The sequence below is a fragment of the Herpetosiphon giganteus genome (assembly GCF_016907925.1).
GTDB classification, from domain to species: Bacteria; Chloroflexota; Chloroflexia; order Chloroflexales; family Herpetosiphonaceae; genus Herpetosiphon; species Herpetosiphon giganteus.
This window is the reverse complement of sequence record NZ_JAFBCZ010000031.1, coordinates 42,245-66,058: the sequence shown is the minus strand read 5'-3', so window position 1 is coordinate 66,058 and position 23,814 is coordinate 42,245. Positions and strand designations below refer to the sequence as shown.

The following is a 23,814-nucleotide window of genomic DNA, read 5'->3' as shown; positions in this document are numbered from 1 at the left end:
ACTGGCTGCTGACACGTCCAGTATACGCGGATTCTCTGCCGTTTGTACATCGCATCGATTAACTACCTACCCTTGTAAGGAGGGGGCTGGGGGGTGAGGGCATACTTTTGGTTGTCAATCCAATGAATCAGTACATATAGCCAAAAGCCAAAAGCCCATATCCATACTTCCTCTGCGCCTCTGCGTTTAAATCCTGACACCCGATCCCCGACCCCTAACACCCGATCCCCGACCCCTATGTTCTATGTTCTATGTTCTATGTTCTATGCTCATTCTGCATACTTAATTTTTCGCTCTCGGCCAGCAAATACTCGACGCGGGCAATCACCATATCGATGGCGATGGCGTTGAGGCCGCCACGCGGAATAATAATATCAGCATAGCGCTTGGTTGGCTCGACAAACTCAAGGTGCATTGGGCGCACGGTTTTGGTATATTGCTCAATCACCGATTCGATCGAGCGGCCCCGTTCGGCAATATCACGTTTCAGCCGCCGGATAAAGCGCAGGTCTGCATCAGCATCAACATAGATTTTCACATCCATGCATTGGCGCAACACAGCTTCAGCAAAAATCAAAATGCCTTCGACCAAAATCACCGGACGCGGCTGCACATGCATTACCTCAGGCCGCCGAGCATAACGGGTAAAATCGTAAATCGGCACTTCGATGGTTTGGCCGTTGCACAAAGCTTCAACATGCTCTGCCAATAAATTGCTATCCAGTGAATCAGGATGATCGAAATTAACCAGCAAGCGTTCTTCAAACGAAAGCTCAGCAAAATCACGGTAGTAGGAATCATGTTGTAAAAATGCAATTCGTGATGGCCCGACGCGACTAAGAATCGCCTGCGAAACCGTGGTCTTGCCCGATCCAGTTCCACCAGCGACCCCAATCACAATTGGTCGTTGCTCTGCGCTCACGCCGTTTGTCCTCCATTGTTCGCAAAAGGGGAGCAAAGAACAGCTAGGTTCTTTGCTCCCGTCTGCGCCTATTGTACCTGATTATGCTGCTTTTGCATGTCGCACGTTTGGTTTATGATCAATCGCTCTTCGGCAGTATGCGAAATGTGGTTTAATCGGTGCGATCATCTCTAAGGCTGAATTATCGAGGAGCAAACCCATGGCAATCTCACCTCAAGCAGTGGCAATTCAAGCCTATCAGCCGGCGAATCAAGCAGCCATCGACCAGCTGATGCAGCAGTGTTGGCCCGCCGATCCCGATACAATCGGCTATTATCGAATTGGCGAGCAGAGCGAATTAACGCTTTGTGCTTGGCAGCAGGAGCAGCTGGTTGGCATCGGCAGTCTCTGGAATAATCGCTTTCATCCACAGCATTGTTATGTTGGCATTCACGTTCATCCTGCCTATCAACAAGCCAACATCGATCAACAACTCTACGATCGCTTAATTGCCGAAAAACACCTGATTAATGGCCGTGTGCTGCAAACCGCAACTTGGAGCCATGCCCAATCAACGCTCGATTTTTTGCATGCGCAAGGCTTTCAGATCATTAAAAACACCTATCTCGGTGAGTTTTCACTGGCAGCCCTTGAAATTCCCCAGCTTGAGCTAGGGCAGGAGTTAACAATCGCTTCGTTTGAAACCTATTTAAGCAGCAACCAACCCGAACCATTGCTCAATTTAATCACTAGCTGCTATCAGGCCACCCATAGCTATAACCCAGCCAGCCAAACAACCAGCGAAGCCCAAACCGCGTTCTTGAGCGATATTCATCAAGCAGCGTCATTTGTCGTTTATGCTGCTGCTCAGCTTGTTGGCTTCAATTGCATCTATCATTCAACAGCTGCCCACACCCTCGAACAAGGCTTACTCGGCGTAGCGCCTAGCTATAGCGATCAGCAAGCAGCGATCATTCGCGCATTGTTGCAAAAAACCGTGCAATTCGCCCAGCACAATGGCTATCAAAGCCTACGCTACGAAATCGATAGTATTGATCCATGGGCCAGCGAATTGCTGACATTTTTGCCCATTATCACCCAGCCATGTTGGCAAACCCTGTGTTTGCTTTGATTAGGCTTGACATGGCACGATCAGGCAACTACTGTAATAGCCAAATAACTATCTGAGGAGCGTGCAGCAATGGGTATGCGTGGCTTATTTGTGGGAATCAATACGTATAGCGAGCGACCACTCAAGGGATGTGTCAACGATGTAACTGCCGTGCGCGAACTGCTCAAAACCCAGCATGGTGCTGCCGCTGATCAACTACGGCTCATCAGCGATGGAGATGCCACCCGCCAAGCAATTATCGACAATCTGCGCTGGCTCGCCGAACCACTCAACGATGGTCAGCCAGAAGTGCGCATCTTTCACTATGCTGGCCATGGCCTGCCCCAGCCAGATCAAAATGGCGACGAACCAGATGGCGCTGATGAATGCCTCGCCCCAATCGATTATCTCAGTGCTGGCGTGCTGACCGACGATCATTTGGCCGAGCTGTATCAAGGTTTTTTGGGCACAACACGGCTCATTTTGCTGATGGATTGTTGCCATTCGGGCACGATTAGCAAAGACCCGTTTGCCGATATTCGCTATCGCACATTAACCCCAGCCAACGAGGTCTACGCCGAAATTAAAGCCAAAAAAGCTGCCTACCAACAAAACCAAGTTGCTGCCGTCAGCCAGCAGATTCTTGATCTTCAGCAACGCAATAGCGACCCCGCTGAAATTGCCAAGTTTGCTGGCGAATTGCTTGGTTCGTTGCAAAAACAGCGCTTTGGCCAACGCCCGCAGCACGAAAATCTGGTGCTCCTTGCTGCCTGCAAAGCAGAGCAAGTTGCCGCCGATGCCAACTTTGGCGGAACCTACCACGGCGCAATGAGCTTCTTTTTGAACACTATTTTGAGTGCGCAGCCCCAAATCAGCTATGCCGAACTTGGCGAACAACTGCGCACCAGCCTCTATGCAAATAAATTCCACCAAATACCCCAACTTGAGTGTCCAAATGACCTACTCAACCAAGCCTTTCTAGCCTAGAAAAAAACCGTACAAAACACATTATGTATGCTACTATGCAGCAATCAAAATTTTGGTTGCTGCATGAAATTATTACTTTTGCATCACAAGATTGCACCAACGCTCCCGACCTTCAGCAGCGAACCCACCACCAATGTCACACCAGCGACAATACGATCAACAACCAATAACCAAGGAGTTCTACAATGCTGCAAGATCACGCGATTGTTATTGGATCGAGCATCAGCGGATTAGTTACGGCTCATATTTTGTCGCACCATTATGGCCGTGTGAGCGTGCTTGAACGTGATAGTTTGCCTGAGGGCGGCGATTTTCGGGCGGGCGTGCCCCAAGGTCGTCACGTTCATCTGCTCTTGATTCGTGGCGCGCGCGAGCTGGAAAGTATGTTTCCCGGCATTAATCAAGAACTCCAAGATCTCGGTGCGCAATTGTTTGATATTGTCAACGATTGCCACTACTATCTCAAAAATGGCTGGACAACGCCGCATCCAACCGAATTAAAAACCCTCTCGGCTACCCGCCCGTTATTCGATTGGGCAATTCGCCGCCGCTTGCTGCAAAACCCGAACATTCAATTTTTTGCCCAACACGATGCAATCAATTTAATCGGCAATCGGCGGCATATCCAAGGCGTGCAAGCGCGCAATCGCCAAGATGGCAGCGAAACCAGCTTATACGCCGATTTAGTAGTTGATGCCAGCGGGCGCAGCTCCAAATTGGCCACATGGCTGGCCGAGCTTGGGTGTGGCACGGTCAGCGAAACTGTGCTCGATGCCAAACTTGGCTATACCTCGCGCATCTACGCCAAACCCGAAGGCTGGAACGAATGGAAAGGCCTGTTTGTGATGCAACAGCCGCCAAGCGCTCCCAAAGGCGCGATTTTGCTCGAAGTTGAGGGCAATCGTTGGATTGTGACTGGCGGCGGAGTTAATCAGGCTAAGCCACCAACCGATGAAGCAGGCTTTATGCAATGGCTGCGCGAATTGCCCTCGCCAATTTTGGCCGATTTGCTCAGCAACGCCCAGCCTCTCAGCCCAACCAGTGGCTATGCCCGCACCGAAAATCGTCAACGCCATTACGAGCGCATGCAATTGCCAGCAGGCGTAGTAGCGTTGGGCGATGCGGTTTGCGCCTTCAATCCCATTTATGGCCAAGGCATTAGCACCGCCACGCTGGGCGCAATTTTGCTTGGCCAAAAGCTCAAAGAGCAAGATCGTGGCTCGGCAGCCTGGGGCCAGCGCTTTCAGCACGATTTGGCCAAAAGCAATCAGTTTGCTTGGGAAATGGCCAGCGGCGAAGATGCCCGTTATGATCCAAATTTCAAGCGCCCCTTAGCCAGCAAATTTTTGGCTCCCTACTTTGAGCAAATCAACCAAGCTAGCGTGTATAGCAACGTCGTATTTAGCGAATTCATCAAAACGATTCATATGATCGGCAATCCAACGGCGCTGTTTCATCCCCGGGTCTTTATTCCTGTTTTGATGAGCAAAATTCGCCCGAGAGTATCCACGTTGGTGCCAAATTTGCCCTTGCAGCGCAACATTTAAGCATAGGCAAGCAGGCTTAGCTTTGCTATACTCCTAGAATAGAAGTCGAGCATCCTAGCCCGTGGGAGGTGTGTTGTGAGACGTGACCATGCGATTGTAATTGGAGCCAGCATCGGCGGCTTGCTCAGCGCGCGGGTGTTGAGCGAGGTGTATAGCAAAGTAACCATTTTGGAGCGCGATAGTTTGCCAGATGGCGTGCAATTTCGGGCTGGTGTTCCCCAAGGCCGTCAATTGCACTTGTTGCTCATGCGCGGGCTGCTGGAGCTAGAAAAACTGTTCCCCAATCTGCGCGACGATATGAAGGCACTTGGCGGCAACGAGCTTGATCTCATGAACGATTGCCGCTATTTATTTGCCGCTGGCTGGGCCGAACCACAGCCATCAAACTATCGCAGCATTATCGCCACCCGCCCATTGTTCGATGCGGCAATTTTGGGCCGCATTCGCCAAATTGCCAATATCGAAATTCAGACTCGCCACGATGTGACCGATTTGCTGTTTCATGGGCGGCAAGTTGTTGGCGTGCAGGTGCGCAATCGCGATACTGGCGAGCAGCGCGAGGTTGCAGCTAATTTGGTGGTCGATGCGGCTGGGCGGCCATCGAAACTGCCCGAATGGCTCGAACAACATCAATTTGGCCGTGTCAAAGAGACAATTTATAAATCGGATGTTGGCTATGCCACGCGCATGTACACCGCTCCCGCCGATTGGCAAGGCTGGCCAGCCCTGTTTGTCATGCCCATGCCGCCGCATATTCGCCATGGCGCAACCTTTCTCAAAGTTGAAAACGACCAATGGTTGCTGACGATTGGCGGCGTTGGCAGCCAACGCCCACCAACCGATAACGCCGAGTTTGAGGCTTGGCTGGCGCGTATGCGCACTCCGCTCGTGGCCGAAATAACCCAAAAATTCACGCCCGCCAGCCAAGTCTATGGCTATGCCAAAACCGAAAATCGTTGGCTGCATTACGAACAACTGCCAGTGATGCCCGCCGGATTAATTGCCATTGCCGATAGCGTGTGTGCTTTGAATCCAATTTATGGTCAAGGCATTACCAACACGACGCTCAGCGCCCAACTCTTGGCCGCATGGCTCCTACGGGAAGGCGTTGGCAGCGCACCATGGGCCTTGGGCTTTCAAAAAGCCTTGGCGCGCCGCAACAAATCAGGCTGGATCACCACAATTAGCGAAGATTCACGTTTAGCTGACACGCCGACCTACAAGCCACTTTTGCCAATTCGCGTGCTGCAATGGTATAGCGACAAGGTGAACATGGCAGCAGCAGGCAATCGCGCCGCCACCAACGCCATGGTTGGCGCAATTCATATGATTGGCTCGGCAGCAAGTTTATTTGCGCCAAAAGTATTCTTGGCAGCTGCCAAATTTTTCCGTAAGCAACCACCAAGCAGCGTGCCCGCAGCCCCCAACAAATAACCACAATCGGCCTCGATCAATGCTGATCGAGGCCGACTTAGCCACCTGTGGCCTGAATCTTGCCTTCTGTGATTGCATAAAACAAAGGTGTAACAGGAGGTATGCATAATGAGTCATCACTTAAAAGGCAAACGTGTAGCAATTATTGCAACAAATGGTTTTGAGCAAAGTGAGCTTGAAGAACCAAAAGCAGCGCTTGAACAAGCTGGCGCTGAAACCCATGTGATTTCGCTCAAGGCTGGCGCGATTCGCGGCTGGAAAGACCAAGATTGGGGCAGCGAAGTCACTGTCGATCATACGCTTGAGCAAGTGAACCCCGCCGATTATGATGGGCTTTTGTTGCCTGGCGGAGTGATGAACCCCGATAAACTGCGCCGTGAAGAGAGTGTTTTGAATTTTGTGCGGGCGATAGCTGAGGCAGGCAAGCCAATTGCCGCAATTTGCCATGGCCCATGGCCGCTGATTGATGCAGGAATTGTCAAAGGCCGCTTGATGACTTCGTACCCAACCTTGCAAAGCGACCTCAAAAATGCTGGGGCCGAATGGGTTGATCGCGAAGTCGTGGTCGATAATGGCTTGGTCACAAGCCGCAATCCACAGGATATTCCAGCCTTCAATCGCAAATTTATCGAAGAATTAGGCGAAGGTATTCATAAGCAAGTTGGGCAATAAGCTATTTTGCTCGCCTCAACCCCTCGTCCAAGCTTGGGCGAGGGGCTTTTTTGCATATATTAGGCAATTGTAATACCTGGCTCGTTGGCCCAAATTGTTGCCAGCCGCTCAACGTGAGGATCAATTATATCCATCGTAGCAATTTCAGCCTCGCTGAAGTAGCCAACTTCGGTGGTTTCGTTGCTGAGGCCAAGCTCGCCGCCAACCAACGCTACCTCAAAATTAAGGCTAACAACGTGATATTGATTGCCATCGGCGTAGCGAACCATACGATGCGGATTGCTATACACGCCCAACAAGCGCACAACTTCGACAATCAGGCCAGTTTCCTCAAAAACCTCGCGCACACAGGCTTCGCTGACCGACTCGCCGGGATCAAACGCGCCACCAGGCAAGCACCAGCGGCCATTATCGGTGCGGCGCGTCAGCAAAAGCTTGCTGCGGGTTGCATCAAATAAGGTTGCTGAGCAACCAAGAATCAAACGCCCTTGGGCTGCAATGCGATCCCCATAAAGATATTGGGCCATGGTTTACTCCTCTAAAATTCACTAGCGAGCCTAGCAAAACCTAGCGAGTATAGATCGTAGCCCATTAAAAAACAATAGCCCTGCAATGCAGCAGAGCCATTGTTTAATATCGCAGATTTTATTGATTAATGCTTATATGAATGTTTCATGCCGCAACCTTTTGATTTATCGTTGCTGAACATGATCAGAAATACAATTCCCCACCACCAACCAGTCATAAACAGAATTGGAATCCCAATCATCCAAACTGCCGTCTGGCGTGAATTGCGCAGTGAAAACACACCAATCGCCATCATAATCACTGCCCATGTTGGAATAGCAATCTTGCTAAAGAAGACCAGCGCAAGCAGGATAATCCCAATCAGCATCAAGCCATCGTTTGCTTGCTTACGCGGGCGGGAGACTGGGGCAATAGGCTGGGCAGCGGCCACTGGTGGCACGACCGGCTCAAGCTTGGGCAGAACAGGGATCGATTGCACAGCAGGCGCAGACTCACGGCGTAAATCTATTGTCTTGCCAATGGCAGCCTGAACTGGCTTGGCCTGATTGACGGTTTCAAGCCGAAAACCACAATAGATACAAAATACCGCTGCTGTTTCGTTGTGACGACCACATGCTGAACAATCCATGACCTTTTGTTCCTTTCGCCTTGCCAAAAGAACTAGCCAAGGCAATGCTGATGCTCGAACCTCAATCCTTCTAGCCCATAGTACGCAGGCGATGGGGCGAAGGTTTCAGCACTTAAACAAACTCGTATTCAAGCGCAAATGGATAGCCTTCTGCATGGCCGCTAAGCGCAAGTTTGCCACCGCCGCGCAAGCCAGCCAATTCGCCAGTTGCTGAGCCAGCCACAACTTCGATGCTATCGAAAACATCAACCGCATTGGCAGTACCATTATGCTTCAAGACAAAACTACCAGTTTTGCCAGCCAACGTGCCAACAAAACGCTGTAAGCCAACATAGGTTGCATCGCCAGCTTCTGGGTAGTGCATCAGATATTCGACCGTGCTTTCGCCGACTAAATCGCCTTCATAGCGATAGATGACGTGCGAGCGCGTGGTTTTGCCCTCGCCTGCTTGCTCGTGATACGGCTTTTCGTCCCATTGCACCACACTAAACGTAGCGTTGGCAGTTGTACTCATTCCATCCTCCAAATACAAACATTTGTGCTAGTACTATATACGAGCGGAGCTTAAATGTAAAGCATGGAAAGAGCATAGCGCATAGAACAAAGAACATAGAGTTTGGGGTCGGGGAATAGGGGCTAGGGGGCTATTGGCTATTGGCTATTGGCTTTGGTTCATTAGGTTGGCAACATGTTTCATCCCCTCACCCCCAGCCCCTCTCCCACTGGACGCGGGCGAGGGGAGCACTTGTCTCGTGGTTCCCCCTCTCCTCGCGGGCGGGAGCGGGGGCTAGGGGGTGAGGGGAAATCGGTCGTTAACGTGATGAACCATTACAGTTATTGGCTATTGGCTTTGGTTTTTGGGGAATATTAATCAAATCAATCTGTGGAATCTGTGGCAAAAAATCGTGCTTCGCGCTCTTCGTGATCTTCGCGGTTTCATTCTTCGTGATCTTCGTGCGCTTCGTGGATCAACATGTCCGATCCCCAATCCCCAGCCCCCAGCTAAAACAACAACACGCCATGAAACTTCATAGCGTGTAAGGTGGCGGGTGGAGAGGGATTCGAACCCTCGAGAGCTTTGACACCCTACGGCATTTCCAGTGCCGCGCACTCGACCAACTATGCGACCCACCCGTGCGCCGCGCATTATACCAAAGAATGAGCTAGCAGGCAACGCCGATAATTTGGCGAATCAGCCCTTGAATTTGATTTAAGGTAAAGGGTTTGGCGAGAAAATAGGGTTGTTGATGCACGGGGAATTGCGCACGCACGTCATCTTCGCTATGGCCACTCATCAACACAACTGGCACATTGCTCGAACGCTGCATCTCCTGACACAATGCTACACCTGGCTCATCGGGCAACTCAAAATCAACCACAACTGCATCAAGGGGCAGATTATGACAGATTGCCCGCGCCGCCCTCACACTCTCAGCTTCGCAGGTTGCCACATCGATCCGTGCTAGGGCTGCTGCCACAAACGCACGAATAAACGGCGAATCATCGACAACTAAGACCATACACAGGTTCTCCTACATGGAGTAGTATTCTCTGGCTATAGTATACCGTAGTTTTGCGCGGCCCAAACAGAATCGGGCTTAGGCCACGACAATCGCCTTGAGCAACAATTGTAAGGCGGCGTTTAACTGCTTGGCTAGATGCTGCGGCGTTGGCTCAAGCAACCACAAGATAGTTGAGCCTTCGTAAAGCGCTGCCAAATGCCACGCAACCTGCTCGGGGTCGATTGAACTGAATTCGCCACGCTCCAGCCCTTGCTGGATTAACGTGGCCAAACTGGCCCGATAGCGCTGAAAATAGCCCTTCAAAAAGCTTTGCACACTGCTATTGCGCGCCGATAAGGCATATAATTCTTGGGCCAATGGCACAAGGCTCTGCAAGGCTTCCAAGTTGGCGGCGAGGTTCGTGGTTAATTGGGTTAGGCGCGCAACCGTTGATGCTGGGGCTTGGAGGAGGGCTTGCACATCGAGTAATGGCTGGTTAAACATCTGCTCAAGCAAGGCGAGGATAATTGCTTCCTTGCTTTCGAAATACCAATACAAGACCCCTTTGCTCATGCCAACGGCCTTGGCCAGCATATCCATGCTGGTTTGATCAATGCCATGTTGGGCAAACAAGCTGGTTGCTGCCTCGATAATCTGAGCTGTGCGTTCAACCCGCACATCGCGCCGTGGAGACATGCCAATTCCTCATCAACAAAAAAAGCCAATCGTAGCAGCCTCAGCATACCACGATTGGCCTTGGGTTCATTCAATTAGATTTCGATGCTCAAGCCTTCGTAAGCGGCGGTTGTGTTGGCAAAAATTGCCTGCGCCGCCTGTTCCAGCTCGTGAATCATGGCATCGCTATAACGTGGCTCGTGGTGAAACAGCACTAATTGTTTGGCTTGCGCCGCTTTGGCAACTGCACAAGCCATTTGGGGCGTGGAATGGCCCCAACCTTGGGTAGCGTTATAGCCGCTATGGCCGAGATAATGCGCTTCACTATATTGAGCGTCGTGGATCAACAAATCGGTTTGGTTGGCAAACGCGGCCAAGCGCTGATCGGTATTGACATAGCCTTCGGTGTCGGTGGCATAGACCACACTTTTGCCCTGCCATTGCACCCGATAGATAAAAACACCTTCGGGGTGGGCATACGATCGCATGGCCCGAATTTGCACCACATCAGGGTCATCGTCAATCTGATCGTGGTAAAAATTCTTGACTGTCACCGTATCTTGGTTCGGATCGAAGAGCAAGATATCGGTTTCGGTCATGTTGCGCATAAACTTCAACGAGTTCATTTCGCCCAATGAGATTGGGAAGCTTGGCGGCAACATCGAGTGCGCCAAGGTTTCCTCAAGATCACGCTCGAATACCCGTGGCCCGAAAATATTCAGGATACTGGTGCCAACATAGGCCGGAGTAAAGAATGGAAAGCCTTGGGTATGATCGTGGTGCATATGGCTAAACAGCAAGGTAGCCCGCACAGGGCCGCCGCGCTCTTTGGCTCGCCGCAACAAATCATTGCCTAGGCGCACAATTCCCGTCCCCGCATCGAGAATAATCGTATGCCCATTGACCTCAACTTCGACACACGGTGTATTACCGCCAAACTGCACAGTATCCGGACCGGGAACCGGATAGCTACCGCGCACACCCCAAAATGTGACCCGCATTGTCCCAGCCATAGACCACACTCCCGCTATAACGAAACGCCACTCCACTCACGCAGCAATTCCGTCAAGAGGCGCACCCCATAGCCGGTTGCTCCTTTAGGGTTATATTCCTTTGGTTGATCTTCCGTCCAAGCCACGCCAGCAATATCCAAGTGTACCCATGGATAATCGCCAACGAAGTGGCTCAAGAAGGCTCCTGCCGTAATTGCCCCGCCGTTGCGGCCACCAGTGTTCTTGATGTCGGCAACATCCGAGCGCACTTGGCGACGATATTCATCCCACAATGGCAATTCCCAAACGCGGTCGCCTGAGCCTTCGGCAGCTTGCTGTACCCGTTGCAACAAGGCTTGGTTGTTGGTCATTGCGCCAGCTGCATACGAGCCGAGCGCCACCACACAAGCACCGGTCAAGGTTGCAAGGTCAATAATCGCCGCAGGATTGTATTTTTGGGCATAGGAAAGCGCATCGGCCAACACCAAGCGGCCTTCTGCATCGGTGTTGAGCACTTCGATGGTTACGCCATTCATCGCCTTGAGAATATCGCCTGGTTTATAGGCATTGCTACCTGGCATATTTTCGGTTGCAGCAACCAAGGCCACCACGTGAATTGGCAATTTCAAACGGCCAACCGCTTCCATGGTGCCAATCACTGCGCCAGCGCCTTGCATGTCCATTTTCATTTTGTCCATGTTATCAGCTGGCTTAATTGAAATCCCGCCGGTATCGAAGGTAATGCCTTTGCCAACCAAACAAATGGTTGGTTTGCCTGGCTCGGCTTGGCCGTGTTCCAACACAATAAACTTAGCTGGCTCGGCAGCACCTTTGGCAACGCCAATCAACGCGCCCATGCCCAACTCTTGTTGTTGCTCGTGGTCGAGCACCAAACAGGTCATGCCATAGTCGCGGGCGATCGTTTTCGAGGCTTCGGCCAAGTAGGTTGGGGTGGCAACGATTGGCGGGTTGTTGCCCAAATCGCGAGCAAGGTTGACCCCGTGGGCCAACGCAATGCCCCATTGTGCGCCAAATTCGGCGGCTTCAAGCTCGGCTTCAGCAACCAAGCTTACCTGTTCTAAGGCAACTGAGGGCACGAAATCGTCGGGCAAGGTTTTAAAGCCATCAAAGCGATATGCGCCCAATAAGGCACCTTCGCTCAAGGCCTCAGCCGTGCGGCTTACGCCCAATACTTCACTGCCAAGCAACGGCAGGCTATAGCTTGTCAGGCCCAAATCGCGGATGCGTTGGGCCAGAATTGCCCCAATCACGCGCGCCCGTTCTGCGTTCCACAATTCGCGCTTGCCCAAACCAACCAACAGCACCCGGCGGCTGGCGAAGGTGGGATTGCCTGTCGCTTGTGCGCCAAGGTATAGCACAGTAGTTTTTTTGTACTTTCCTGACCAATCACTCGCTTCAATTAAACCAGCAACGCTGGCAGGCAGTTCCTCATTCGCCCACGTACCAACAACAACAATGGCATCGGCTTGTTGAGCAACAGCGCCTTGTACTACACGAATCTGCATTGGAGTCCTTCCGGTTTCTAGAGGTTGACAAGAGCTTGCACACTTAGTCGTTATTGTAACGGTTTCAATTTACCGCTGTCAATGATTGATATTAATGGGGATCGGGAGTTTTGATCCACGAAGGACACGAAGGGCCACGAAGAATGGCAACCGCGAAGGGCGCGAAGAACGCGAAGGTAAGTTTTAATGTTGATATTGCTCCCCAATAGCCTAACGCCCATAGCCCATAGCCATATTTCCTGTGCGCCGCTGCGTTAAATGTCCCTTCTTCATCCTTCATCTCTCATCCTTCATACTTTCCCTATGTTCTTCTTTTCAACAAAATCAACTATCATAGAGCGCAACTGATCATCCTGTGTACAAGGAGTACCATCTCATGACTTCATCGCGCATTGTGCGTGCACCACGCGGCTCGGAATTATCGTGCAAAGGGTGGGCGCAAGAAGCAGCGTTGCGAATGCTGATGAATAATCTTGATCCTGATGTGGCCGAAGATCCAGCTAATTTAATTGTTTATGGCGGCACTGGCAAGGCGGCCCGCAATTGGCAATGCTATGATGCAATTGTGCGTTCGTTGCAAGAGCTGAATGATGATGAAACCTTGCTGGTGCAATCGGGCAAACCAGTTGCGGTATTTCGCAGCCATCGCGATGCGCCACGGGTGCTGATCGCCAATTCAATGCTCGTGCCACATTGGGCAACATGGGAAAATTTCCGCGAGTTGGAGCAAGCTGGGCTGACGATGTATGGCCAAATGACCGCTGGCTCGTGGATTTACATCGGTACACAAGGAATTTTGCAAGGCACCTACGAAACCTTGGCCGCGATTGCGCGCCAGCATTTTGGCGGCTCGTTGCGCGGGCGCTGGACGCTGACCGCTGGCCTTGGCGGCATGGGCGGCGCACAACCGCTCGCCGTCACCATGAACGATGGCGTGGCCTTGGTCGTCGAAGTCGATCGCCAACGCATGCAACGCCGCTTGGATACGCGCTATCTCGATGTCGCGGTCGATACGCTCGAAGAAGCAATGACCTTGGTCGACGAAGCGGTGCGCGAAGGCAAAGCCCTGTCGGTTGGTTTATTGGGCAATGCAGCCGAAGTCTTTGGCGAATTGTATACTCGTGGAGTGCGCCCCGATATTGTGACCGACCAAACCAGCGCCCACGATCCGCTTGAAGGCTATGTGCCAGCAGGCATGAGCCTTGAACAAGCGCTCGAATTGCGCCAACGCGATCCCCAAGAATATGTCAAGTTATCGACGGCTTCGATGGTTGAGCATGTCAAAGCCATGGTTGCTTTTGCCGATGCTGGCTCGATTGTGTTCGATTATGGCAATAATTTGCGCGGCGTGGCCAAAGCTGCTGGCTACGAACGAGCCTTTGCCTATCCTGGCTTTGTACCAGCCTACATTCGCCCCTTGTTCTGCGAAGGCAAAGGGCCGTTTCGCTGGGCCGCGCTCTCCGGCGATCCCGCCGATATTGCCAAAACCGACGAAGCCTTGCTTGAGCTGTTCCCAGAGGATCAAGCTTTGCACCGCTGGATTCGCGCTGCCCAAGAACGGGTGCAATTCCAAGGCTTGCCAGCTCGGATTTGTTGGTTGGGCTATGGCGAGCGGGCCAAAGCTGGCGCTTTATTCAACAAACTCGTGCGCGATGGGGTAGTTAGTGCGCCGATTGTGATTGGCCGCGATCACCTTGATTGTGGCTCGGTGGCTTCGCCCAACCGCGAAACCGAAGCCATGCGCGATGGCTCCGATGCTATTGGCGATTGGCCAATTCTGAATGCGATGATCAACGCGGTTAATGGCGCAACCTGGGTCAGTGTGCATCATGGCGGCGGCGTTGGGATTGGCTATTCGCTGCACGCAGGCATGGTAATTGTGGCCGATGGCACTGCTGAAGCCGATCAACGCCTCGAACGGGTATTGACCAGCGACCCGGGCATGGGCGTGGTACGCCACGTTGATGCTGGCTATGATGAAGCAATTGCGGTTGCCCAAGAACGCAACGTGCATATTCCCATGCTCAAAGCCTAAATCGGCACGTGGTAGTGTTGACATCAACACTACCACTTAAATCATCATTCCACCAAACAACTACCGCGCTTATATCATTAGCCCTAGCCACAACCGCGCGATCGCTGCAAAAACAGATTCGCGATTATCAATTGAAAGCAAAATACATCGGCTATGGCAGCACGACGCTAATCGCAACTGCTAGATAGCTCTTTTTTGTGCATCACGAAGTCGCTCAATATCGCGGAGTGGCGGTAGCCCAAACATACGGCGGTATTCACGACTGAACTGTGAGGCACTTTCATAGCCCACGCTGAGGCTGACTGTCGCCACATCAGTCGTTTCGGCTAGCAGCATCTGACGAGCTTTCTGGAGGCGTAACTGTTTTTGAAACTGTAATGGACTCATAGCAGTCACTGCCTTGAACCACGCATGCATCGTGGACAATCCCATATTAACCTCACGTGCCAGCTCGTCCATGCGCACAGGGCGGGTCGCATTTTCCTTTAACCACTCGAGGCCAGCAGCAATCCGGCTAACTTGACTATTCTTAGCCACCATCCGTCGCAATAGGCCGCTTTGCTCACTAAGCAGCAATTTGTAAAAAATTTCGCGCCGAATCAATGGCGCGAGAACGCCAATTTGATTGGGTTTCTTGAGCAGGCTCAGCATTCGAATTAAGCCATCAAGCAGATCGTCATCTAACGGGCTAACAAAAAGGCTGCGCTGTTGGCGAGAATCGGCCAATAATGATAGATTGGCTTCCATAATCAGCTGACTAATTTCATTAAAATCCAGTTCAATCGTAACCCCAAGCATTGGTGTTTCAGGAGTCGCTTCGACAATCTGACCAAGCAATGGCAGGTCTAGAGCAATCATCAGATATTTACTGGAATCATAACGATAGCATTCATCGTTGAGCATAATACTTTTGACACCCTGAGCAACAACACAGAAAACAGCCTGATCAACAATGTGTGGTGGCGCATCGGTGGTCGAAATCTTTGACAGATAGAGGCCAGGAATAGCGGTAGCATGCGTGCCCTCGCCCTCGCTCACTTGCCCAATCAGCGTTGCTAACTCGTGAATCCGTTCCATCGATATATTGCTCCTTCTTCAGCAGATGATCGAAGTATAGCACTCTGCCCACTCAAGCAATCTACCAAGCAATCGCATCTAGCAAAATCAGAGGATTAGGCAAGAACTACATAGGATCGCTCAGTGCAATCTGCCAATTAGCGGCCTATACTTTATCTCGATGGCAACATTGCCATGAATCACCTTGGAGGATCAAGCTATGCGCTATAACAAACTTGGCTCAACTGGACTTTTTGTATCTGAACTCTGTTTTGGCACCATGACCTTTGGCGGCAGCGGGGCCTATGGCGCTATCGGTCAGGTTCAACAGGCCGAGGCCGATCGCCTCATGGCCCAGGCCTTCGCTGCTGGAATCAATTTTATTGATACCGCCGACACCTACTCGCAAGGTCAATCCGAGCGCATCACAGGTCAAGCATTAAAGAACTTAGGTATTCGACGCGATGATGTGATCGTGGCCACCAAAGTTTTTGGTGAAACAGGAGCAGGCCCAAATCAACGTGGTTCGTCGCGGCAGCATATTTTAGCCAGTGCAAAAGCCAGTTTGCAACGACTTGAACTCGATTATATCGACCTCTATCAGCTTCATGGCTTCGATCCAGCTACGCCAATTCAGGAAAGCTTGGCGGCCTTGGATGATCTGGTTCGGCAAGGGCTTGTTCGCTATATTGGTGTTTCGAACTGGGCGGCATGGCAAATAAGTAAGGCCTTAGGCATCGCCGAACGCTATGGAATGCATAGCCTAGCAAGCATCCAAGCGTACTATAGTTTGGCAGGTCGCGACATCGAACGCGAAATCGGGCCAATGCTCGCTAGCGAAGGCCTTGGCTTGCTCGTATGGAGCCCGCTCAGTGGAGGGCTACTAAGCGGCAAGTATCGCCGCGATCAGCAGGAGGTTGTCGATAGTCGTCGCACAGCAGTGGCCTTTCCACCAGTCGATCTCGAGCGAGCCTATACGATTATCGATCTGCTTGGTGAACTAGCAGAACGCAAACAGGCGAGCGTTGCCCAATTGGCAATCGCATGGCTGCTGCATCAGCCGCAGGTAACCAGCGTTATTCTAGGCGCAAAGCGGCTTGAGCAACTGAATGACAATCTTGGGGCAACCGAGATTGAGCTTGATTCCGCCGACCTTGATCTGCTTGATCAAGCCAGCCGACTTCCTGCTGAATACCCTGGCTGGATGTTGCAGATGTGGAGCCAAAACCGTGCCGATCAACTCGCAGCCATGCGCAATAGCGCCAAGCAGGGGCTACATCAATGAACCAAACAGCCTTTCGTACATTAGGTCGCTCAGGCTTGGTTGTCAGTCCGTTAGCGCTGGGCACAATGACCTTTGGTAGCCAGCGCTGGGGAGCAAACGCTCAAACATCGGCAGATATTTTCAATACCTACATTGATACTGGCGGCAACGTTATTGATACTGCTGATGTGTATGCAGATGGGCTGAGCGAGCAACTCGTCGGCAAGTTCATCGCCGAGCGAGGTCTACGTGATCAGGTAGTGCTGGCGACGAAATTTGCTTTTTACGGCGGCCAATCCCAGAATGTTAACGCAGGAGGCAACGGACGCAAAAACATTCAGCGCGCGCTTGAGGGATCATTGCGCCGATTAGGCACCGATTATATCGATCTCTATTGGCTCCACATCTGGGATCAGGTTACGCCCGTTGAAGAAGTGCTCCAAACCCTTGGCGATCTCGTTCGCGCTGGCACTATTCGCTATTTTGGCTTCTCAAATCAACCAGCTTGGTATGCTGTTCGCGCAGCGACCTTGGCCGCAGCACACGCCATTCCCGGCCCGATTGCCATGCAACTTGAGTATTCGCTGGTTGAGCGAAATATCGAGCGCGAATACATCCCAGCAGCCCGTGAATGTGGGCTTGGAATCGCTGCTTGGAGTCCACTAGCAGCAGGATTTTTGGCCGGAAAGTATCAGCGCCAAAGCAGCGGAGTTCGTGGTCAGGGTCGGCTCAGCGGCCCCAATCCATTCGGCGACCAGAAATTCACCGAACGCAACTGGAATATCCTCCAAGCATTGCAAAATGTAGCAGCAATGCTGGAGCAACCAGTATCCCAAGTCGCTTTGGCATGGGCAGCAGCACAACCTGGAATTAGTATGCTCATTATAGGTGCACGACAACCTGAGCAGCTGTCTGCCAACCTCGCTGCCCAAGCGATTAAGCTAACTGCCGAACAGTTGCAATTGCTCAATCAAGCGAGTATGCCTGAGCTTTCCTATCCCGATAGCCTGTTTAATACTGAGTTGCGCCGCGCCATCTTCGGCGGCATGAATGTCCAAGGATGGGCTGAATCTCGCTAAACGGTTTCCGGCTAAACCAAGGTGATCGAAACATACACTCAAAATCATTGTCGATTGGCTCCTCAATCCAACCCCAATTGCTGAAATGTGACTTTCGGCCCACAGCATACTCCTTCGCAGTACAATCATTAAAGCTATAAAAGTGGTAGTCCTAGCAACACTACCACTTAAATCCCCCCAAATTTTGGCACAGCCTATGCTAAGATGATCAAACCCTAGATTTGCGGCTGAACCACGCAGTTCACGTCAAAGCTGACGCATCCACATTTAGGCCCACGCTTGGCTGCTAGTAGTCTCTTAATCTCGATCCAAATCGGCGCTAATTTCTCGATGGTTGAGGCTCTATAGCCAAGTAATGCTCATTTCCTCGCCAAATTCCTATGGAATGGTGGCTCAATCCTCTAGAGAATAGGTGTTGATGCGGTGGCATGGTATTGCGACAGATTCGATCCGAACGCTGCTTGGGCTGAGCACCCACATGCGTAGTGATTTCTATTGGAGTGCAGCCCATGAATAATCCACGAATCTTAATGCTCGATCATTCAGCACCAAACACGCACGATCTGAGCGGGCAATTAACCACTGCTGGTTGTAGCGTGGCCCAAGCTGGCTCGTGGGAGGCGGCAAGTCAGATTCTCAGCAACAGCAGCATCGATCTAATCTTAGCCAACCTGGCATTTCTGCCCCACATTAATCAGCAAGAATGCTCGGTTCCGGTGTTGTATTTGAGTCAGGCGAATGAGCAACCCAACTCACACCCATCCAATCAACCAACCTCAATTGATATTTTGACCTTGCCAATTAGCACCGAAAGCCTTGTGCTAACGCTCAAAACCATCATCGAACGCAGCAACTTGAGCCGCCGTCTCAGCCGCGTTGAAGTTTGGATGCAAACTATGTTGGCGAATGTCAGCGATGGAGTTGTGGCGGTTGATCGCGCTGGCACCATTCAGTGGATCAATCCAGTTGCCGAGCGCATGACTGGTTGGGATTATCAGGCAGCAATCAAGCAAGATTTTAATCAGGTGGTCGTGATTCGCAGTAGCCTCAATGATCAACCGATTCAGGTAATTGAAGCAGCTTTGCGCAACGAACCAGTGCTAGCCTTGCCATTCGAGCGCTATTTGCGGGCGCGTGATGGCCATTCAACCTCGATTACCGAGCATGTTACGCCCTTGCTCAACGCGGAAGGCCACAATAACGGCGCAATTGTGATTTTACGCGACCACACCGCCCAATTACAAATGGAAGAAGCACTCTATCATCAATCGCTGCACGATTCGCTGACGGGCTTGCCCAATCGGCGTTCGTTTCAATTGCATTTATCGCGTGCCCTAGAATATCAGCGCCATCACCACGATTATAGTTTTGCAATTATTTTGCTTGATATTGATGAATTTAAAATGGTCAATGATGGCTTAGGCTATCACATTGGCGATACGATGCTGACTGACATCGCCCAGCGTTTACGCCGCGGCTTAGAGTTGCCCAGTGATGTGGTGGCGCGCTTCGATGGCGATGAATTTGCCATCTTTTTTGATCGCCTGCCCGATTTGCCAGCAGCCTTCAATGCAGCTCAACGCATTCGCCAATTGTTCGAAGAGCCATTTGTGGTCGAAAATGGCCAAGAGATTTTCTGCAATGTAAGCATTGGCTTGGAATTAATTACCAGCGAAATGCCAATTGAAACCGTGATGCGCAACGTCGATCTAGCCCTGTATCGCGCCAAACACACTGGGCGCGGCGGCATCGAAATTTTTGATCAAACCTTATACGCTAACTTCAGCACGCGCCTGCACAACGAAAGTGCCTTGCGCCTAGCCTTGCAACGCCAAGAATTTCGGCTTTTTGCTCAGCCAATTATCGATTTTGAGCAACAGCATTGCACCGGCTTTGAGATTCTGATTCGCTGGGCGCATCCCGATGGGCGATTGCGCTCGCCTGGCCAATTTTTGGATATTGCCGAGGAAACTGGCCTGATTATTCCGTTGGGTTGGTGGATGTTGGAAGTTGCCGCCGAACAGCTGGCTCAGTGGCAAACCGACCCATTGATGCAGCACATGACGTTGGCGATCAACCTATCGCCACGCCAATTATTGCACAGCCAATTGTTGCCAACAATTAAAGCGCTGGTTGAACGCTATCAGTTTCCGCGACACTTGCTGCATTTGGAAATTACCGAAGGCGCGTTATTGCATGCCGAGCGGGCTGAGCCAATTTTGAATGCGCTGCGCAATTTGGGCCTGCCGCTGCACATTGACGATTTTGGCACTGGCTATTCGTCGCTGACCTATTTACATCGTTTTCCACTCAATACCATCAAAATCGATCGTTCGTTTATTCAGGCGGCGCTCGAAGATCAACGTAGCTTGGCGATTGTGCGAACAATTATCAATTTGGCCCAAACTATGCATCTCGCGACGATTGCCGAGGGCATCGAAACCGCCGAACATATTCAGGTTTTGCGCGAACTTGGCTGCCAAGCGGGCCAAGGCTACTTTTTCTCGCCGCCCGTTCCGCTTGAACAGGCGGCAGATTTTTCGCTTTCGCTGAATTAGGCTTGGCTGGCTTCAATCATCACAGTGGCGACCAAAGTATAGGCCGCAACCCAAGCATCCTGCACTTCGGCATTCCATTGCGGGCCAAGTTGTTGCGCCAGCGCCCAAACCAAGGCCGCGCCAACCGTATCGTAATGTTCTGGCTTAACTCCATAATCAATATGCCGTCGCCCAAGTTCCTGCACCGCAGGCACAACCGCTTCGGGCTTTTTAAGATTATTGACCACCAAAGTCAACGATTGCAATAATTTCTTTTGTTGCTCGCGCATATCCTCAGGAAACAACGGGCGAAAATCGGGAGCCAAGCTAAACAAGCGCCCGTAGAATGCTTCAACCAATTGTTGGGGATTGCGCCCAACCTCGGCAAAGGTTTGTTGCACAAGCTCAATCGCCGCCGGAGATAATGTGGACATGGCCATCCTTTCAAATTAATAGAGCTACTCCAAGTGACATGGCCTAGCCTACCAATCCCAAGCTATGGCTGGCAATCGGGTCGTGAGTGGAGCCGAAATCAGGCTCGCACCCGATTGGCTTTTGTTACCGAATCCTTATCCACATGGCTTTTCCAGCCAGCCAAAATAGCGCTATAATTGGCCCATTATGAATAACTTTACTTACACCCTTGAACATAACGATGGTGAGGCGCGGGCGGGCCAATTGAGCACACCGCATGGCACCATTCAAACGCCTGTCTTTATGCCGGTTGGCACGCAAGCCACGGTGAAAACGCTCGACCCTATGGAAGTCGAAGCGATTGGCTCGCAAATTATCTTATCGAATACCTATCATCTGTATTTGCGCCCCAGCGCCGATTTGGTGGCTGAAATGGGCGGCTTACACCGTTTTATGCAATGGCCCAAGCCAATTCTGACCGATTCTGGCGGGTTTCAGGTGTTTAGCTTGGGGCCGCACAGCAAAATCGACGAAGATGGCGTAACTTTCAAATCGCATATCGATGGCTCAAAACATCGCTTTACGCCTGAAAGCGCGATTGGTATTCAGGAAAAATTGGGCGCTGATATTATTATGGCCTTCGATGAATGTGCGCCGCAGCCAACCACCCATGCCTATACCAAAGCCGCCATGGAACGCACCCATCGCTGGTTGCTGCGCTGTATCGCCGCCAAAACCCGCGAAGATCAAGCCCTGTTTGGGATTGTGCAAGGTGGCGTTGAGGCCGATTTGCGGCGTGAAAGCGCGCGCTTTATCGCCCAACAAGATATTCCTGGAGTTGGCATTGGCGGCCTAAGCGTTGGCGAACCCAAAGAGCAGATGTATGGCATGCTCGAAGAAACCACGCCATTGCTGCCGCGCAACAAACCACGCTACCTGATGGGCGTTGGCTCGCCAGAAGATTTGCTCGAAGGCGTGGCGCGTGGGGTTGATATGTTTGATTGTGTGTTGCCAACCCGCTTGGGGCGCAACGGAGCTTTATTCATTCCCGAAGGGCGCTTGAATATTGGCAATGCTAAATATGCTCGCGAGGATGCACCAATCGATGCAACCTGCGATTGCTCGACCTGCCAACGGTTTAGCCGTGCCTATCTGCGCCACTTGTTCCGTACCGAGGAAGTGCTGGGGCTGCGTTTGGCCACGCTGCACAATCTGCGCTTCTTAATTCGCTTGATGGAGCAAGCGCGTGAGGCGATTCTGCAAGATCGCTATCAAAGCTTTATGGACGATTGGCTCAGCCGCTTTCAAACGATTCCGCATGCAGTGCGCGAAGCCAGCCGAGCTGCCCGCTTAAACTCATTACGCACCCAAGGGGACAAGGCATGAGCGGAGTGACCGTGCGGTCAACCGAAGAATATACGCGCATCGCTTGGCGTTTGATTATTCTGGGCTTTCTGGCGTTTTGCCTTGTGATTGCTGGCAGTTGCTATTTGGCATGGCGGGTCAAGGCCTTTGCCCGCACCCAGCCAGCAGAGCCAGGCACGCTCGATACCTATATCAGTGGCATCGAAATTATTCGGGCTGGCTTGGTCCAGCCTGAGCTACCCACGCCGCCCAAAACCGTTATTTACGAAGGTGATCGAATTAATGTCAGCAGCACAGCGCCCGCTGGCATCGCCGCCACCGTTACCTTGTTTGATGGCAGCAAGTTAGATATTTGGCCAGGTACAAGCCTGATCTTTGAAAAAGTGCAAACCACCAGATTCAGCTCGCGCAACCAAGAAGTGGCGTTGCGGCTTGAATCGGGCTTGGTGCGCTTGCGTTTAGCGTCCGAAGCCTCGCAGCAATATCAAGATGTGCATTACAGTGTGTTTGTGCAGCAAGCAGGCTATAGTGTGGAGCAAGCATTGCTCAAGCCCGGCGGCAGCTATCGGGTGCGCTTGTTGGATGCCAACGCACCAACGACCAGCGCCAGCGAGCAAGAACGGCTGAAACAAACCACAATCAGCGAATATGTGGTGGAACAAGGCGGCATCACGTTGGCCTATAACAGCCAAAGCCGTAGTATCAGCAACCAGCAGAAGCTCGAAATTGCCCAAGGCAGCTTATCGCAACCAAAACCAGCAGAATGGCAATTGGCCCGCGATAGCAATTTTACCGACTTCACCGCCCAAGAATATAACAATAATGCCACCGTGCCAGTTTCGGTCACCGATATTGTGCGTGCCGATACATGGCGCGTGTTTGGCTCGTTGTATTCGCCAGAAGCCGAGGAAGATGGCTATTTCTATATTGTTGGCGGTTGCGCCCAACGTAGCACCGAGCAACCAAACAACTGCTTGCGCCCGTTGATCAATGTGGCCCAATTCCATCGCGATATTACCGAGGGCATTGATCATACCAAGAGCTTTCGCACTGGCATTACCCAAACGATTGATCTTGATACAACGGCCTACAGCGACCTTGAATTGAGCTTTACTGGGCGAATTTATGAGCAATCGCTCAATCGGGCTGGCGATATTGGCGAAGAATGTGCCTTAGCAATCGCCATCTTCTACTATAATCCCGCTGATCAGCTTGGTTCAACGACCTATTGCTTCTATGCCCGCGACGATCAAGGCCCAGGCAGCATTTCCAACAAAGAATATATTCGCTCGATCAAGCTGCCATTTCGCCAATGGACCGATCAAACTATCGATCTCAAGGGCGATTTGAGCAATATGCGCCGCATCTCGCATTTGGAAATTTATGCCAACGGCCACGATTATATTTCCGAAATTACGAATATTCGGCTGGTAGCAAAATAACTAACCCAGCTTGGTGGAGCGTTCCCTCACCCCTCTCTCACTGGACGCGGGCGAGGGGGAGCACCTGTTTTTACCGACACATTGCGATAGAACCACGGCATGAAAGCCCCTCTCTCACT

22 protein-coding genes and 1 tRNA gene are annotated in these 23,814 nt (G+C 51.6%); 11 read left to right on the top strand and 12 right to left on the bottom strand.

The features are described from left to right. Positions 1–256: 256 nt before the first annotated feature. On the bottom strand, positions 257–922 hold the full coding sequence (gene udk / locus JOD20_RS21860) for a uridine kinase (protein ID WP_204757314.1): 666 nt from the start codon (positions 920–922) through the stop codon (positions 257–259). A gap of 199 nt (positions 923–1,121) precedes the next feature. Here udk and JOD20_RS21855 point away from each other — a divergent pair, with 199 nt between their 5' ends. The 5 genes from JOD20_RS21855 (at position 1,122) to JOD20_RS21835 (ending at position 6,652) form a co-directional block, all read left to right on the top strand. After that, entirely contained in the window at positions 1,122–2,033 is a 912-nt protein-coding gene (locus JOD20_RS21855; RefSeq protein ID WP_204757313.1) for a GNAT family N-acetyltransferase, read from the top strand. Between the two features lie 69 nt (positions 2,034–2,102). After that, the gene (locus JOD20_RS21850) at positions 2,103–2,999 is read left to right on the top strand and encodes a caspase family protein (protein WP_204757312.1); all 897 of its coding nucleotides are present in this window, start codon (positions 2,103–2,105) and stop codon (positions 2,997–2,999) included. Between the two features lie 185 nt (positions 3,000–3,184). Then, complete coding sequence (locus JOD20_RS21845) at positions 3,185–4,546, top strand: FAD-dependent oxidoreductase (protein WP_204757311.1); 1,362 nt, start codon at positions 3,185–3,187, stop codon at positions 4,544–4,546. Positions 4,547–4,621: 75 nt separating this feature from the next. Beyond that, positions 4,622–5,980, top strand: coding sequence for an FAD-dependent monooxygenase (locus JOD20_RS21840; RefSeq protein ID WP_204757310.1), 1,359 nt, complete (start codon positions 4,622–4,624; stop codon positions 5,978–5,980). A 108-nt stretch (positions 5,981–6,088) separates the two neighbouring features. Beyond that, on the top strand, positions 6,089–6,652 hold the full coding sequence (locus JOD20_RS21835) for a type 1 glutamine amidotransferase domain-containing protein (RefSeq protein ID WP_204757309.1): 564 nt from the start codon (positions 6,089–6,091) through the stop codon (positions 6,650–6,652). A gap of 59 nt (positions 6,653–6,711) precedes the next feature. On the opposite strand, the gene JOD20_RS21830 is transcribed toward JOD20_RS21835, so the two are convergent. The 9 genes from JOD20_RS21830 to JOD20_RS21790 form a co-directional block, all read right to left on the bottom strand. Next, a complete protein-coding gene (locus JOD20_RS21830) occupies positions 6,712–7,179 on the bottom strand; it encodes an NUDIX domain-containing protein (RefSeq protein ID WP_204757308.1) in 468 nt (155 codons plus the stop codon). A gap of 125 nt (positions 7,180–7,304) precedes the next feature. Beyond that, positions 7,305–7,808: a zinc ribbon domain-containing protein gene (locus JOD20_RS21825; RefSeq protein ID WP_204757307.1), complete on the bottom strand. Its 504-nt coding sequence runs from the start codon at positions 7,806–7,808 to the stop codon at positions 7,305–7,307. A 112-nt stretch (positions 7,809–7,920) separates the two neighbouring features. Then, complete coding sequence (locus JOD20_RS21820) at positions 7,921–8,322, bottom strand: DUF3224 domain-containing protein (RefSeq protein WP_204757306.1); 402 nt, start codon at positions 8,320–8,322, stop codon at positions 7,921–7,923. Positions 8,323–8,851: 529 nt separating this feature from the next. Further along, positions 8,852–8,942 (bottom strand) — tRNA-Ser (locus JOD20_RS21815). 29 nt (positions 8,943–8,971) lie between these two features. Next, on the bottom strand, positions 8,972–9,328 hold the full coding sequence (locus JOD20_RS21810; protein ID WP_204757305.1) for a response regulator: 357 nt from the start codon (positions 9,326–9,328) through the stop codon (positions 8,972–8,974). A gap of 78 nt (positions 9,329–9,406) precedes the next feature. Beyond that, complete coding sequence (locus JOD20_RS21805; RefSeq protein ID WP_204757304.1) at positions 9,407–10,006, bottom strand: TetR/AcrR family transcriptional regulator; 600 nt, start codon at positions 10,004–10,006, stop codon at positions 9,407–9,409. 74 nt (positions 10,007–10,080) lie between these two features. Beyond that, positions 10,081–10,998, bottom strand: a complete 918-nt coding sequence (locus JOD20_RS21800; protein ID WP_204757303.1) for an MBL fold metallo-hydrolase — start codon at positions 10,996–10,998, stop codon at positions 10,081–10,083. Between the two features lie 14 nt (positions 10,999–11,012). Then, positions 11,013–12,503, bottom strand: a complete 1,491-nt coding sequence (locus tag JOD20_RS21795) for a leucyl aminopeptidase (protein ID WP_204757302.1) — start codon at positions 12,501–12,503, stop codon at positions 11,013–11,015. Between the two features lie 91 nt (positions 12,504–12,594). Next, the gene (locus JOD20_RS21790) at positions 12,595–12,783 is read right to left on the bottom strand and encodes a hypothetical protein (protein ID WP_204757301.1); all 189 of its coding nucleotides are present in this window, start codon (positions 12,781–12,783) and stop codon (positions 12,595–12,597) included. Between the two features lie 96 nt (positions 12,784–12,879). Here JOD20_RS21790 and hutU point away from each other — a divergent pair, with 96 nt between their 5' ends. After that, positions 12,880–14,538 (top strand): urocanate hydratase, encoded by a 1,659-nt coding sequence (hutU, locus tag JOD20_RS21785; RefSeq protein ID WP_204757300.1) that lies wholly within the window; start codon positions 12,880–12,882, stop codon positions 14,536–14,538. Positions 14,539–14,718: 180 nt separating this feature from the next. Here the strand turns inward: hutU and JOD20_RS21780 are convergent, their stop codons facing one another. Beyond that, positions 14,719–15,615, bottom strand: a complete 897-nt coding sequence (locus JOD20_RS21780) for an AraC family transcriptional regulator (protein WP_204757299.1) — start codon at positions 15,613–15,615, stop codon at positions 14,719–14,721. A gap of 199 nt (positions 15,616–15,814) precedes the next feature. On the opposite strand from JOD20_RS21780, the gene JOD20_RS21775 reads away from it, so the two are divergent. From JOD20_RS21775 to JOD20_RS21765, 3 genes are all read left to right on the top strand, one after another. Further along, on the top strand, positions 15,815–16,879 hold the full coding sequence (locus JOD20_RS21775) for an aldo/keto reductase (RefSeq protein ID WP_204757298.1): 1,065 nt from the start codon (positions 15,815–15,817) through the stop codon (positions 16,877–16,879). Continuing rightward, complete coding sequence (locus tag JOD20_RS21770; RefSeq protein ID WP_204757297.1) at positions 16,876–17,937, top strand: aldo/keto reductase; 1,062 nt, start codon at positions 16,876–16,878, stop codon at positions 17,935–17,937. The genes JOD20_RS21775 and JOD20_RS21770 overlap by 4 nt, the downstream gene beginning before the upstream one ends. A gap of 509 nt (positions 17,938–18,446) precedes the next feature. Continuing rightward, the gene (locus tag JOD20_RS21765) at positions 18,447–20,495 is read left to right on the top strand and encodes a putative bifunctional diguanylate cyclase/phosphodiesterase (RefSeq protein ID WP_204757296.1); all 2,049 of its coding nucleotides are present in this window, start codon (positions 18,447–18,449) and stop codon (positions 20,493–20,495) included. On the opposite strand, the gene JOD20_RS21760 is transcribed toward JOD20_RS21765, so the two are convergent. Then, positions 20,492–20,908, bottom strand: coding sequence for a globin family protein (locus tag JOD20_RS21760; RefSeq protein ID WP_239584009.1), 417 nt, complete (start codon positions 20,906–20,908; stop codon positions 20,492–20,494). The two genes, JOD20_RS21765 and JOD20_RS21760, sit on opposite strands and share 4 nt — an antisense overlap. 187 nt (positions 20,909–21,095) lie before the next feature. On the opposite strand from JOD20_RS21760, the gene tgt reads away from it, so the two are divergent. Together tgt and JOD20_RS21750 are read left to right on the top strand one after the other, a co-directional pair. Beyond that, on the top strand, positions 21,096–22,274 hold the full coding sequence (gene tgt, locus JOD20_RS21755) for a tRNA guanosine(34) transglycosylase Tgt (protein WP_204757295.1): 1,179 nt from the start codon (positions 21,096–21,098) through the stop codon (positions 22,272–22,274). Continuing rightward, complete coding sequence (locus JOD20_RS21750; protein ID WP_204757294.1) at positions 22,271–23,695, top strand: hypothetical protein; 1,425 nt, start codon at positions 22,271–22,273, stop codon at positions 23,693–23,695. Before tgt ends, JOD20_RS21750 begins: the two co-directional genes overlap by 4 nt. Positions 23,696–23,814 lie beyond the last annotated feature (119 nt).